Genomic DNA, 12,221 nt, shown 5'->3' on the forward strand with positions numbered 1-12,221 from the left:
TTTTTATTAACAAATAGCTTAATATAATTTGAATAATAAGGGGTTATAATCTTATCATAACAATAAAATAATTAACTCAACTTATTGTATTATTTATACTTACGATTGTTTCGGTACCTTAATCTGAGAGTGTATATGGATAAGAAAAACGAACTATTTGAAAATATTAAAAATTATCTGCTTGATGATGCAAACCGAGATGCTGATGGACGTATCGAAACAGAAACTGAACTTGCAATTCGTTTTAATACATCAAGATATAAAGTTCGCCAGGCGCTCGGGACGCTTGTGCAAATGGGAATGCTTGAGCGCGCTCCCCGACGGGGTAGTGTGTTAAAAAATGTGGGTTCTCATAACATAAATAACCAACTGTTGATGCAGTTTGACCTGTCCGGGTTTGATATCTCAGAGTTTACTGAGGCAAGGATCTTAATCGAGTGCGCTATCATTCCTCTGGCAACGCGAAGAATTTTTCCAGCAATGCTGTCAAAACTTGAAAACGAACTCCGGCTTATTGAGGAAAACGCTGACAATCCGCAGGAAGCTGACCGCCATGACAGGGATTTTCATTTACTCCTGCTACAGGCGAGTGGCAATCGTGTCCTGCAGGTTTTTTCTGACGTTCTGATTACCTACTTTGAAAAAACCAGAGAGTCATTACCCGCCAACGACCGCCAGTATTTCATTGATACAGCGACGAAACAAAGAGAGATCCTGGCGCATATTAAAAAGGGTGATGCACAGGCCGCCTCGGAGTTGATGAGAGCGCATTTACTGGAAAAGCGACTGTAAATATTACGCCCGGGTGTCATTCCGTTCGGATGAGAGAAGCAGGCAAAAGCGGCTGGCGAAGAATATAAGGAGAGAAAGATGATAAAAGTGTTGGGCCTGCTGGCAGTGAGTGTTCTGTCATTGCCAGTGAACGCAGCGACAGTTGAGCCATACAGTCCGGCCCCGGGCGTGCTGTGTGATAAATCGATCTGTGCCAATAAGCACGGTATATCGGTGGCGCTGACCACCAGGTATGTCGGCAAGAAGCAGGGCGAAAAGCTGGCAGCGGCCGGGCAATTTGATACAACCGCTTTTACATTCCGGGGCGGTCTGTTTTGTGACACCAATGAGCGTCTGTGCCGGGACGATCGCTATTTTGGTCCGGACGGTAAGCGTAGCGGAAAAGTGAACCCCCATTATACCGCGTTACTGTTTGGTCACGCTGATAAGCCCTGATATGACATGATGTCACCCCGTGACTGTCGCGCGGGGTGGCGGCGTTTTCCCCGTACGGCAACGCAACAACAATAACTCTCAAAAATGAGAGGCCGATCCTCTCAGCAGGACTTTTGTCCTCAATTCTCTGCATACGTCTGGTTACAATCCCTGCATATCTTCAATATAAATGATTCAGGAATTGTTATGACTGCACATATTAATGCCAAACCGGGTGATTTTGCTTCAACTGTTATTATGCCTGGTGATCCGTTACGCGCTAAGTTTATTGCTGAAAATTACCTGGTAGATTACCGGGAAGTTACCAACGTGCGCAATATGCTGGGTTATACCGGATACTATTTCGGACAACCTGTTTCAGTAATGGGTCACGGTATGGGAATACCGTCGATGACGTTATATGCACATGAGCTGGTACATGATTTTGGTGTCCAGAGAATTATTCGGGTGGGTAGTCTGGGGGCAACACAGCATCATATTAAAATGCGCGATATTATTCTTGCCGTCGCAGCCGGCACGGACTCAGTCACGAATCTGAAACGTAGTTCTGGCTATACAATGGCAACGTCGGCACACTTCCCATTATTACAACAAGCATGGATTCTGGCGCAAAAAGCGGGCATTGATATCAAAGTCGGAAATGTTTTCAGTGGCGATCTTTATTACGATCCTGATGATAATTTAATTCCTGCACTGGAGAAGTTTGGTGTTCTGGGAGTCGATATGGAAGTGGCTGGATTGTATGCCTTAGCACATCAGTTTGGGATTGAGGCGCTGGCGATTTTAACCGTGTCCGATCACTGCCTGACGGGAGAAGAAACGACTGCGGAGGAACGGCAATTAACCTTTAATAATATGATTGAGCTGGCACTGAATACAGCAGTTACAGCTTAGCGAAGAAATTTTATTGAACCAATCAGGGATGTCTTTATATGAAGAATAAAATAGCACTTACGCTGATTAGTTTTCTGGCAAATTTTATTATGGCAGGGTTTGCCAGTCAGTTTGGTATGCTGATTGAACCGATTGCAATGCGTTACAATGCCGATGTGAATGCTGTCGCATCTATTTTTTCGTTACTGAACGGAGGGGCATTAGCGGGCACGATCGCCGCTTTTTTCCTGATTGAAAAAGTCGGTGTAAAACGTATGACGTTAATTATCTATTCGATAGTTTTCCTGTGCGCACTGACAATGCATTTAAGTAGTGGTTTATGGCCAGTGATGGTCGCTATGACCCTCGTCGGTTTTTGTGGCGGTATTGGCCTATGCGTGGCAGGTACGATCGTGGTTTCTGTCTGGCAGGATCGTATTCAGAGTACGATGCTGGTGGTGCAGGATGCTACGTTTAACGTTGCGGGGGTGGTTTTCCCGTTGATTACGACCTTCGCGCTAACCCACAATATGTCATGGAGTTACAGCTACCTTAGCGTTGGTATGGTGGCCTTACTGACCCTTGGTATTGTGGCACTAACTCGCTTTGCAGCTTGCGAAACAACACATGTTTCTGGCCAGACAGAAGCGGTGAAGTCAGAGTGGAATCCTGGGATTATCAGCGGTGGGATTGGTCTGTTTTTAGGTATGTTGGCGCTTTATACCTTCCTGACATGGGCACCTCTGTTTGTTAAGAATAAATTTGGTATTCCATTTGAAGAAGCCGGAAATATTATTACTCAGTATTGGGGGGCCGCACTGGTCGGCGCGTTAGTGTCAACCGGGATTGTTGCCCGCGTGAAGATACATTATTTCCTGTTAAGTATTATTTTGCTGGCTTGTATTATCACTACGATCATTGTAACGAAGAAAGATATTTCAGGGTTAGATTATCTGGCCTACAGTTATGGCTTTGTGTGCGCCGCACTGTATAACTCCTTTATTGCTTACGGTGTTTCTTTTGTGAAGCGTGCAAGTAGCCAGAACGTTTCTTACATTTTAATTAGCGGTAGTGCAGGAGCAATGTTTAGCCCGGCAATCAGCGCGGTAATGGAAAAAACGATGGGATTGCAAAAAATTATGTACGCAATACCAGTATTGTATTTGGTTATTTTTATCATGTTGCTGGGAACACTGAAGCTCAAACGTCAATAATTATTGCAAAACACTTACCTTCCTCTAATTAAGAACTATCGCCACACAACTATTCTGTGTGTGGCGCCGTTCAATCTTTCTCAAAGGAATTGAATATGTTGCGGAAAAATATATCAATGATTAAAAATCTGGTAGTTGGTGCTGTTATGAGTATGGGGTGTGCCCATGCTGTTGCTGCTGATTATACTGATGGCAATATTCGGAAGAATGATTTCAACTGGATGCAGATGAATTTAATGCAAAGCGTTGATGCTAAGGTTCCTTATGGCATTCGCAACGACACGTATCTTGAACTGGAATTTGGTGCTCGCTCTGGTATTGTCGATCTTTATGGTTACGTTGATTTCTTTGATGTTTTTGATAGCAAGCATGACGATCGTCACGGTGGTGATAACTTTTTTGCCAAAATATCACCGCGTTTTTCACTTGATGCCATCTTTAACAGAGATTTATCTGTTGGCCCGTTTAACGAATTCTATATCTCAACCGTGAACAACATTGGTGACCGGGAATTATTCGAACATTATATCGGCCTGGGAACAGATGTTAAGGTACCGTGGTTCGGTATGGTGGGGATGAACCTCTACGCTCACTACGTTCGTGAAAACTATGGTGCAGATAACGAAGGTAAGTGGGATGGCTACATGTTTTCAACAAACTGGTCGACGCCGTTTTATCATTTCGCCAATGGCAGCTATTTAAACTATCAGGGGTACTTTGACTACCAGTTTGCTGCCAATAAGATTGCTGATCAGGCGTTGTACAGCAACAACGCGATTGAATGGTATAACGGCATTTACTGGCATTCAGAGCACTACGCAGTGGGTTACGGATTGAAGTATTTCCGTAATATGGCATTGATGGAAAATCACGGCGGAGCAGGGCGTACAACGGGTATCGGCCATTACTTCAGCCTTACCTATAAGTTCTAATTGTTGTTGACGGACACGCCAACATTCCGGACCCGGTGTTGGTGTGTCAGTCGATGATGTCGTTTCCCAGAAATTGCCGTAGCCCATCCAGATCTTTGATTTCCAGGCCTTGCTTTGTTTGCGTTACCAGGCCTGCATCAGTAAGTGCTTTAACCGCCCGCCGGTAGACCCGGTCGGTAGTGCCGAATCGCTCAGCTTCCTGATATTTTTTACTGAAACCATCCATGGGTTGCTTGTTTTGATGCTGTCGATAAAGATCGTAAGCTACGTTATGCACGATCGGATAGAGCATCCGGTGCAGGAAAATTTCCAGCATATCCTGGTAGTCGACAGCCATTGCGCTGGCGAAGAAGATTGCCAGTCTGGGGTGCTGATTTAACGCTTCTTCCAGCCGATCGCAACTACATACCGCAACGGTGAGCGGCTCTTCGGCCACAATATCAAGCTGGCAGCGATAGCCCGTAAAGAACTCCATCTCACCAAAAAGTTGTTCGTCACACTCCATCGCGCCAAGTTGAAAACGGCGACCATTCTCAGCGCTGTAACGCAGAGAGATTCTTCCTGATTGCACCATAATCAGACGGTCGACAACCTGCCCCTGATGATAGAGATACTCATCCTCATGAATGAGCTGTGTCTCTGATAGCAGTTCCTGGAATGTCTTCTCGATAAAGGCATCATCTTGCTGCCAGATGTTATGAAAACGGCCTTTTGTGAGTGGTTTAAGCTGCATGGCTCAACGTCTTATGCTTTAGGATAATTCTTACCTCAGAATGTATGCTATCTGCCGGTTAATGTCATTAACGCTGGGGTGGGACTGACGGGAGAAAAAAGGGGCAGAGCGATGCTGCCCCCTGGTGACTGGCAATAAATGCGTCATGGATGAGAGATAAAGCGGGACAGACGCTGTCTCAGCAAGCGGTTTTCCTGTCGTAAATGTGCGTTCTCTTCCAGTAATGTCAACGCAACGGCTATTCCTGGCCAGTCAAGCTCCAGCTCCTGACGCAGGCGCAAAGCGCGCTGCACAACGGCCAGGGCATGATCGTCAAACTGCCAGTGGGCAGTCTCGTCTTCACGGGGTTCTATTACCCCTAAACCGACAATCTCATTAAGTTCCTCTGCAGAAACGCCGGTGTGCAGACAAAACTCGGTAATAGTAAAGGTGACGGTAACGTTAGCCATTATGCTTTCCCCCACTCTTTGCGCGGATCAAAGGACTTCTGTGCCTCTGCCAGCTGTTGCCACAGTGCGGCGCTGTTGTCGTCAGGTTTTGGTGGCATCACGATTTTGATCACCGCATACAGGTCGCCGGTATGTTTTTTGCTTACCAACCCCTTGCCCTTAATTCGTAAACGCTGCCCGGCCTGGCTACCAGGTGGGATAGTCAGCAGAATGCTCTCTTTGAGGGTGGGTACGGTAACTTTCGCGCCCAAAGCGGCTTCCCACGGGGCGAGGGGAACGACAATTTCTAGATCCTGATTAACAATGTCAAACAGCGGATGAGGCGCAATATGAATGACCAGCCATAAATCGCCGTTCGGTCCACCGTTCTCACCGGGAGTACCCTGGCCTTTCAAACGAATGCGTTGGCCGTTACCCACGCCGGCCGGAATTTTCACGTTCAGCGTTTTCGGAATTTCGCGCTCTACCAGACCAAAAGCATTGTATACCGGCAGGCTGTAACTGATGGTACGGCTATGCTCAGTAAGCGTTTCTTCGAGAAAAACGGCAACTTCGATTTCGATATCGTGACCCCGACTGGCATGACGCTGCCGTGAATGGTGAGCATGCTTGCCAAAAATAGAGGAGAAAATGTCGTCGAAGTCTTCAGCATTGTAATTCTGTCCATCGCCCTGCTGGAACTGACGGTTGAACTGCGGGTCGTTGCGGTGCTGCCACAACTGATCGTACTCGGCTCTACGTTGTTCATCGCTCAGTACTTCCCATGCTTCAGCAACTTCTTTAAAACGGGCTTCGGCATCGGATTCTTTACTGACATCGGGATGGTATTTGCGGGCGAGTCGACGATAGGCGGTCTTGATTGTCTTGAGATCGTCCGTCGGTTTCACGCCCATGATGGCGTAATAATCCTTTAATTCCATAGCGCTCTCTCGTGTAAATCAACACATAGAAGAAGGATACCTCTGGGGAAAGGCATCTACCAATAAGTTTAGGGTAATCCTCATAAGGGTGAATGCCAACCATGACATGAAAGGAGGAGAAGACGATATGACAAGGAACAGGCATTACACCACCAACAGTCACCAGAGAGGGGCTGGATCCTGTTGTGTGGTGCGTATAATGGTATTAACTCAACATCAGGGGCGGGAAATAAGATACTGGACAGTGTCAGCGTAGCTCTGTACAAAAGAATTTAAGTCATCTGAATTTAATCCTTTAGGATTAATCATATATTTACCCTTGATAAAGATTGCGGGTACGCCTTTTAAATCTACAGCTTTAGCCAGCTCTTGTTGTTTGGCTGTCAATGATTTCACGGCAAAACTATTCCATGCTGCGTCATAATCACTGGCACTCACACCGGCGTTGATAAATATATTGCGAATATCGTCCGCTGTTTTAATGGTTTGTTTTTTCTGAACGGCATCAAACAGTAAAGGTTTGACTTTATCTTCCACGTTTAACAACATGGCAACTGACCAGGCATGCGTCATGTCTGGTCCCAGAGGACCTAAAAAGTCGACATGATACTCGGTGAGTTTGACATCAGCGGGCAAGACTTTTTTCACGTTATCAGTCACTTTGAAAACTTCATCATACTGATAGCAGGAGGGGCAATAGAAGGAGAAAAACTTCAGTGCTGCTGGTGCTGCAGGTACGGGTTTCTCCAGTGAGATGAACTGCTTGCCATCGGTAAATGATGCGGCTTGAGTGCTAACGGTAAAAAGTAAGCCGATCAGGGGTAATAAATATTTTTTCATTTCCATATACTCTGAATAACATTTAACAAACAAAGCGTTTTTATAATGGACAAGATATTAGTCCGTTTAATTATAATATTGTTTTTATTGAGGAAATGCTCCAGTCCTTACTTTCATTTACGCATCAATACGCGAAAGTACATTTTTAATATTTTCTTATAATCTGTCACGGGGTTTTCTCGGAGATGCCTCGAAAATAATGAATAATACCTGTGGTGATATTTTCATGTTGTTTTATTAGAGGTGTCATTTTTGATTTTGAAATTATTGCTGGCATTGATTATTATTTCGTGGCCGGGTGTGATAATGAACAGCAGATGTTAATCTCCGGTACCGACATAACTTTACAGCGTAAAGGTTGCCAAAACCTCACCAGTGGCTAAGATAACTCGCGTCAATCAGTGAGGGTATAATGGCGAAACGTCAACGGATGGGATGGTGGTTCCTCTGCCTGGCATGTGTTGTGGTGATAGTTTGCACCGCGCAACGCATGGCGGGTCTGCATGCGTTGCAGATGAATACCGCCGCCACTGCTGTCGTCGCGAGCGCGCAAACGGATACCGATGACGCCTCACCCGTTACCCCTTGTGAATTGAGCGCGAAGTCGTTACTGGCGTCGCCGCCTGTGCTGTTTGAAGGGGCGATCCTGGTGCTATGCCTGCTTCTGTCGCTGTTAGCGCCAGTGCGGGCTTTTCGTCTGCCTTTTTTCCCACCGCGAGCCATCTCGCCGCCCACGCTTAGGGTTCATCTCAGATTCTGTGTCTTCCGTGAATGACCAAACCGTTGTTGCTGACTGTTAGATAATCATTCACGGAGAAAAAATATGATGACTGTTTTCAGGCAGGCGCTGTTCTGCCTGTTATTGCTATGGCTGCCCGTATCCTGGGCGGCTGACATCGGCTGGCTGCGTTCACCCGATAACGACCATGCCAGCGTCCGGCTGCGTGCCGATACATCTGCTGAAGGGCAAGCCCGTCTACTGCTGGATGTGAAGCTGGAAGATGGCTGGAAAACCTACTGGCGTTCGCCGGGAGAGGGCGGTGTCGCGCCGTCTGTCACCTGGAAAGGTGAAATGCCCGCAGTGGATTGGTTCTGGCCAACGCCTGCGCGCTTTGAGGTCGCCAATATCACTACCCAGGGGTATCACGATAAGGTGACATTCCCGATGGTGGTACACGGCACGCTGCCAGCCACGATCAATGGCGTATTGACGCTATCAACGTGCAGCAATGTCTGCCTGCTGACGGATTTTCCTTTTTCCGTAACACCTTCTGTTCAGGATCCGACATTTGCGCATGATTATGCCCAGGCAATGGGGCAGATCCCGCTTGCCAGCGGCCTGACAGATACGCTCAGCGCAGGGGCGCGGGCTGGAGAGTTGGTGGTCGAAGCGCACCGCGCGGGAGGCTGGTCTACGCCCGGACTTTATCTGGATACCGTCGATGATGTGGATTTCGGTATGCCGCAAATCCGCATTGATGGAGACACGCTGCTGGCGACAGTACCTGTCCATGACAGTTGGGGAGAAGGCGCACCGGATTTACGCGGCAAGCGGGTCACGCTGGTCCTGGCTGATAATGGCGTTGCGCAGGAAAGTCGACTTGCTATAGGAGATGCTCCGGCTGCGGATACCGCCGCACCTGCGATGTGGCAGGTGGTTGCGATGGCGCTGCTGGGTGGTCTGATCCTGAACCTGATGCCCTGTGTGCTACCGGTTTTGGGCATGAAGCTGGGTTCAATTTTGCTTGTCGAAGAGAAAAGTCGTCGTCAGGTTCGCCGTCAGTTTCTGGCGTCGGTGGCCGGAATTCTGGTCTCATTTATGGCCCTGGCATTGCTGATGACGGTGCTGCGTATGACCAATCAGGCACTCGGCTGGGGGATCCAGTTCCAGAGCCCGTGGTTTATTGGCGTTATGGTGCTGGTAATGCTGGCGTTTAGCGCCAGTCTGTTCGGATTGTTTGAATTCCGGCTTCCTTCCACAATGACAACCACGCTGGCTACTCGCGGTGGCAACGGTCTGGCAGGGCATTTCTGGCAGGGCGCTTTTGCTACGCTGCTCGCCACGCCGTGCAGTGCACCGTTTCTCGGGACCGCGGTAGCGGTGGCGCTTACGGCTTCACTTCCAACGCTATGGGGACTTTTTCTCGCACTGGGGCTGGGCATGAGCTTGCCATGGCTGTTGGTGGCTCTCCGACCGGGTCTGGCATTGCGGTTACCACGTCCGGGGCGCTGGATGAACATCCTGCGACGTCTTCTGGGGGGGATGATGCTCGGCTCTGCTATCTGGCTGGCAACGTTACTGCTCCCGCATCTGGGTGTTTTCACACAAAGTGCAGTGAAAGAGAGTGTGAACTGGCAACCGCTTAGCGAGCAGGCCATCGACGATGCGCTTGCCCAACATAAGCGCGTAGTCGTTGATGTAACCGCCGACTGGTGCATTACCTGTAAGGTAAATAAATACAACGTATTGCATAAAGAAGACGTCCAGGCCGCACTGCAACAGCCTGATGTAGTGGCGTTACGCGGCGACTGGACGCTGCCTTCTGAAGCCATCACCGCATTTCTGAAAAAACGTGGCCAGGTTGCTGTGCCGTTTAACCAAATTTATGGCCCCGGTCTGCCGGAAGGTCAGGCGTTGCCAACATTGTTAACCCGCGAGGCGGTGTTAAAAACACTGGCAGATGCCAAAGGAGTCAATCCATGAAGATCCTGATTGTTTTGCTGTTAGCCCTGTTTTCAACCGTCAGCGTAGCGAAAGAGCCTGCACCGTTTACACCGGAACAGGAAAAGCAAATTGAAGCGCTCATTCAGGAAGCGCTGTTTAACGATCCTGACAGCCCGCGTATTGGTACAAAGCAGGCGAAACTGACGCTGATAAACTTCACCGATTACAACTGTCCGTACTGCAAGCAACTGGATCCTATGCTGGAAAAAATTGTGCAAAAGTATCCTGACGTGGCGGTGGTGATTAAACCGCTGCCGTTTAAAGGGGAAAGCTCCGTACTGTCGGCGCGGACTGCGCTGACAACGTGGCGCGAGCATCCGCAGCAGTTTCTGGCGCTGCATGAAAAACTGATGCAGAAGAGGGGCTACCACACGGCTGCCAGTATTAAGCAGGCGCAGGAAAAAGCCGCAGCCACTCCGGTAAATCTGGATGATAAAAGTTCAGAGACACTGAGCACTAACCTGCAACTGGCGCGGCTGGTGGGTGTGCGGGGAACGCCGGCTACGATAATTGGTGATGAGCTTATACCAGGCGCTGTGTCGTGGGAAACGCTTGAAGAAGTGGTCAAAGAAAAACTGGCGGCTGCCAATGAGCGGTAAACTGCGTCGTTGGCTGCGCGAAGGGCTGATCTTACTGGCGTTGTTAGCCGGGGCGATGCTGCTGATGGATGTATGGCGCGCGCCTCAACTGCCAGCATCGTTTGACAGTACGCCTTTGCAGACGCTGGATGGCGAAACCGTCACCCTCGCCGCACTCAGTAATGAGGAGCCGGTGCTGATCTATTTCTGGGCAAGCTGGTGTGGTGTGTGTCGCTTCACCACGCCGGAAGTCGCCAGGCTGCGATCAGAAGGGGAAAACATTATGACCATCGCGCTACGTTCCGGTAGCGAAGCGGATGTTGCTCACTGGCTGTCGCGCAAAGGTGTGGCATTTCCGGTTATTAACGATGCTGAGGGCACAATATCCCGCAGTTGGGATATTAGCGTCACTCCCACGCTAGTGGTGATGTCGCAAGGTCGTGTGGTATCGACAACCAGTGGCTGGACCAGCTACTGGGGGATGAAGATACGGCTGTGGTGGGCGAAAACGTGGTGATTTTTGTGCCGGGGAAACCCGGCATTTTTTATACGATAAAATGGCAGTAAAAACATGTTGTTCTGATATTAAAGCTCAAAGCTATATCGTAATGATTATATAGTTTTCATCGCTTCTGTAGTTGCAAATCTACAAAGGTAATGGCATACCTGAAGGCGTTTTAAATATCTTATTTCTTACAGGGATTATAGAAGAATGCACAAGGGTAAAGTTATTGTTGCATCAATGATGGTGTTTTGTGTCCTTATTTTTATTGCCGCTATTGCCTGGTTTATGGTGTTCCAGGGGGAAGTCACCGAACCGACCAGTGAAGAGAAAAATGCCGCCATTCTGCATGCTGCGGGCTTGCTAAAATCAGATGCACAGGATGAAAAAACTATAAATAATTTATTTCAACGTTATATTTTAGCGCGAAAGGTCAATCTGGATTCCGGGGAGTGGGTAGCTGACGATGCCATAACGCAAGGATGTAAGAAGCTCGCTCCGGAGCATGATCCCGCCAGGATCCACCAGCGCTGCGTAATTGCAGATGTTTATCTGGTGAAAAATAAAAACAATAAAATTCAACAAATTATAATTCCTGTTTTCGGTAAAGGGGCGAAGTCTATGATGCACGCCTTCCTTGCTCTTGACCTTGACGGGCGTACAGTTAAAAACCTGTATTACTACCAGCAGCGGGAAACTCCTTTTTTGGGGGCCAGAGTGGAAGATGAGAACTGGCGTAAACAATGGCCGGGTAAAAAAGTGGTTGATAATAACGGGAAGCCGGCGCTGAGAATAATTCAGGAAAAACCAGAGCATATCGATGAATATACGGTAGATGGTATTTCTGGTGCGACTCTGACATCGACGGGTGTAGAGAAAAGTATTAACTACTGGACAGGCGAACAGGGTTATGGTCGTTTTCTACAACGTATTACTCGTGATCCTGATATAATGATGCCCTGACACTTTTTGTTTTAAATAACGTTTTCCCTCATGCCCGCTGTCGGCTTCATTTGTGTCAGCGAGTATGGGGGAACGCTATTCTGCACGGTGTATAAATACTCCTGAATTAACGGCTTCATTAATAAATCCTGCCAGCCTCAACTTCGTATCCATCACATTTTTATGAAATAAATTTACATAACTTGTCACCCGTTGACATTTTTATGATCCAGGTCATGTACAACGCAGTCAAAAATCGATAATGATAATAATTATCATTTGTATT

14 protein-coding genes are annotated in these 12,221 nt (G+C 48.0%); 10 read left to right on the forward strand and 4 right to left on the reverse strand.

Going from position 1 to position 12,221, the window contains the following annotated elements; all coding sequences use genetic code 11:
- The first annotated feature begins 135 nt into the window (after positions 1 to 135).
- From LG384_RS08315 to LG384_RS08335, 5 genes are all read left to right on the forward strand, one after another.
- The gene (locus LG384_RS08315) at positions 136 to 792 is read left to right on the forward strand and encodes a FadR/GntR family transcriptional regulator (protein WP_048221693.1); all 657 of its coding nucleotides are present in this window, start codon (positions 136 to 138) and stop codon (positions 790 to 792) included.
- Between the two features lie 78 nt (positions 793 to 870).
- Complete coding sequence (locus LG384_RS08320; RefSeq protein ID WP_045441478.1) at positions 871 to 1,227, forward strand: YcgJ family protein; 357 nt, start codon at positions 871 to 873, stop codon at positions 1,225 to 1,227.
- A gap of 186 nt (positions 1,228 to 1,413) precedes the next feature.
- Positions 1,414 to 2,121 carry a purine-nucleoside phosphorylase gene (gene deoD, locus LG384_RS08325; RefSeq protein WP_048221692.1) on the forward strand — a complete coding sequence of 236 codons (708 nt, stop codon included), beginning with the start codon at positions 1,414 to 1,416 and terminating at the stop codon, positions 2,119 to 2,121.
- A gap of 38 nt (positions 2,122 to 2,159) precedes the next feature.
- Positions 2,160 to 3,314, forward strand: coding sequence for an MFS transporter TsgA (gene tsgA / locus LG384_RS08330; protein ID WP_045441480.1), 1,155 nt, complete (start codon positions 2,160 to 2,162; stop codon positions 3,312 to 3,314).
- 95 nt (positions 3,315 to 3,409) lie between these two features.
- Entirely contained in the window at positions 3,410 to 4,246 is an 837-nt protein-coding gene (locus LG384_RS08335; protein WP_045441481.1) for an outer membrane protein OmpK, read from the forward strand.
- 46 nt (positions 4,247 to 4,292) lie between these two features.
- Here LG384_RS08335 and LG384_RS08340 read toward each other — a convergent pair whose 3' ends face one another.
- The 4 genes from LG384_RS08340 to dsbA all read right to left on the reverse strand — a co-directional run bounded on the left by LG384_RS08340 (position 4,293) and on the right by dsbA (position 7,188).
- Positions 4,293 to 4,979, reverse strand: a complete 687-nt coding sequence (locus tag LG384_RS08340; protein WP_045441482.1) for a Crp/Fnr family transcriptional regulator — start codon at positions 4,977 to 4,979, stop codon at positions 4,293 to 4,295.
- A gap of 143 nt (positions 4,980 to 5,122) precedes the next feature.
- Complete coding sequence (gene cbpM, locus LG384_RS08345; RefSeq protein ID WP_045441483.1) at positions 5,123 to 5,428, reverse strand: chaperone modulator CbpM; 306 nt, start codon at positions 5,426 to 5,428, stop codon at positions 5,123 to 5,125.
- The gene (gene cbpA / locus LG384_RS08350) at positions 5,428 to 6,348 is read right to left on the reverse strand and encodes a curved DNA-binding protein (protein ID WP_048221691.1); all 921 of its coding nucleotides are present in this window, start codon (positions 6,346 to 6,348) and stop codon (positions 5,428 to 5,430) included. The genes cbpM and cbpA overlap by 1 nt, the downstream gene beginning before the upstream one ends.
- A 216-nt stretch (positions 6,349 to 6,564) precedes the next feature.
- Positions 6,565 to 7,188, reverse strand: a complete 624-nt coding sequence (gene dsbA, locus LG384_RS08355; protein WP_225760745.1) for a thiol:disulfide interchange protein DsbA — start codon at positions 7,186 to 7,188, stop codon at positions 6,565 to 6,567.
- Between the two features lie 412 nt (positions 7,189 to 7,600).
- Between dsbA and LG384_RS08360 the strand changes: the two genes are divergently transcribed.
- The 5 genes from LG384_RS08360 (at position 7,601) to nqrC (ending at position 11,956) form a co-directional block, all read left to right on the forward strand.
- On the forward strand, positions 7,601 to 7,963 hold the full coding sequence (locus LG384_RS08360; protein WP_045441486.1) for a hypothetical protein: 363 nt from the start codon (positions 7,601 to 7,603) through the stop codon (positions 7,961 to 7,963).
- A gap of 48 nt (positions 7,964 to 8,011) precedes the next feature.
- Positions 8,012 to 9,892, forward strand: coding sequence for a protein-disulfide reductase DsbD (locus LG384_RS08365; RefSeq protein WP_225760746.1), 1,881 nt, complete (start codon positions 8,012 to 8,014; stop codon positions 9,890 to 9,892).
- Positions 9,889 to 10,512, forward strand: coding sequence for a DsbA family protein (locus tag LG384_RS08370; RefSeq protein ID WP_048221688.1), 624 nt, complete (start codon positions 9,889 to 9,891; stop codon positions 10,510 to 10,512). The genes LG384_RS08365 and LG384_RS08370 overlap by 4 nt, the downstream gene beginning before the upstream one ends.
- Complete coding sequence (locus LG384_RS08375) at positions 10,502 to 11,008, forward strand: protein disulfide oxidoreductase (protein ID WP_045441489.1); 507 nt, start codon at positions 10,502 to 10,504, stop codon at positions 11,006 to 11,008. Before LG384_RS08370 ends, LG384_RS08375 begins: the two co-directional genes overlap by 11 nt.
- A gap of 195 nt (positions 11,009 to 11,203) precedes the next feature.
- The gene (gene nqrC, locus LG384_RS08380; RefSeq protein WP_045441490.1) at positions 11,204 to 11,956 is read left to right on the forward strand and encodes an NADH:ubiquinone reductase (Na(+)-transporting) subunit C; all 753 of its coding nucleotides are present in this window, start codon (positions 11,204 to 11,206) and stop codon (positions 11,954 to 11,956) included.
- The last annotated feature ends 265 nt before the right edge of the window (positions 11,957 to 12,221 follow it).

Source organism: Citrobacter sp. Marseille-Q3906 (assembly GCF_916618775.1).
Taxonomy (GTDB): domain Bacteria; phylum Pseudomonadota; class Gammaproteobacteria; order Enterobacterales; family Enterobacteriaceae; genus Citrobacter; species Citrobacter murliniae.

Excerpts from the sequence above, each read along its gene's own strand:
- LG384_RS08315 (WP_048221693.1), top strand. The coding sequence starts at position 136 with ATGGATAAGAAAAACGAACTATTTGAAAATATTAAAAATTATCTGCTT.
- LG384_RS08320 (WP_045441478.1), top strand. The coding sequence starts at position 871 with ATGATAAAAGTGTTGGGCCTGCTGGCAGTGAGTGTTCTGTCATTGCCA.
- deoD (WP_048221692.1), top strand. The coding sequence starts at position 1,414 with ATGACTGCACATATTAATGCCAAACCGGGTGATTTTGCTTCAACTGTT.
- tsgA (WP_045441480.1), top strand. The coding sequence starts at position 2,160 with ATGAAGAATAAAATAGCACTTACGCTGATTAGTTTTCTGGCAAATTTT.
- LG384_RS08335 (WP_045441481.1), top strand. The coding sequence starts at position 3,410 with ATGTTGCGGAAAAATATATCAATGATTAAAAATCTGGTAGTTGGTGCT.
- LG384_RS08340 (WP_045441482.1), bottom strand. The coding sequence starts at position 4,979 with ATGCAGCTTAAACCACTCACAAAAGGCCGTTTTCATAACATCTGGCAG.
- cbpM (WP_045441483.1), bottom strand. The coding sequence starts at position 5,428 with ATGGCTAACGTTACCGTCACCTTTACTATTACCGAGTTTTGTCTGCAC.
- cbpA (WP_048221691.1), bottom strand. The coding sequence starts at position 6,348 with ATGGAATTAAAGGATTATTACGCCATCATGGGCGTGAAACCGACGGAC.
- dsbA (WP_225760745.1), bottom strand. The coding sequence starts at position 7,188 with ATGAAAAAATATTTATTACCCCTGATCGGCTTACTTTTTACCGTTAGC.
- LG384_RS08360 (WP_045441486.1), top strand. The coding sequence starts at position 7,601 with ATGGCGAAACGTCAACGGATGGGATGGTGGTTCCTCTGCCTGGCATGT.
- LG384_RS08365 (WP_225760746.1), top strand. The coding sequence starts at position 8,012 with ATGATGACTGTTTTCAGGCAGGCGCTGTTCTGCCTGTTATTGCTATGG.
- LG384_RS08370 (WP_048221688.1), top strand. The coding sequence starts at position 9,889 with ATGAAGATCCTGATTGTTTTGCTGTTAGCCCTGTTTTCAACCGTCAGC.
- LG384_RS08375 (WP_045441489.1), top strand. The coding sequence starts at position 10,502 with ATGAGCGGTAAACTGCGTCGTTGGCTGCGCGAAGGGCTGATCTTACTG.
- nqrC (WP_045441490.1), top strand. The coding sequence starts at position 11,204 with ATGCACAAGGGTAAAGTTATTGTTGCATCAATGATGGTGTTTTGTGTC.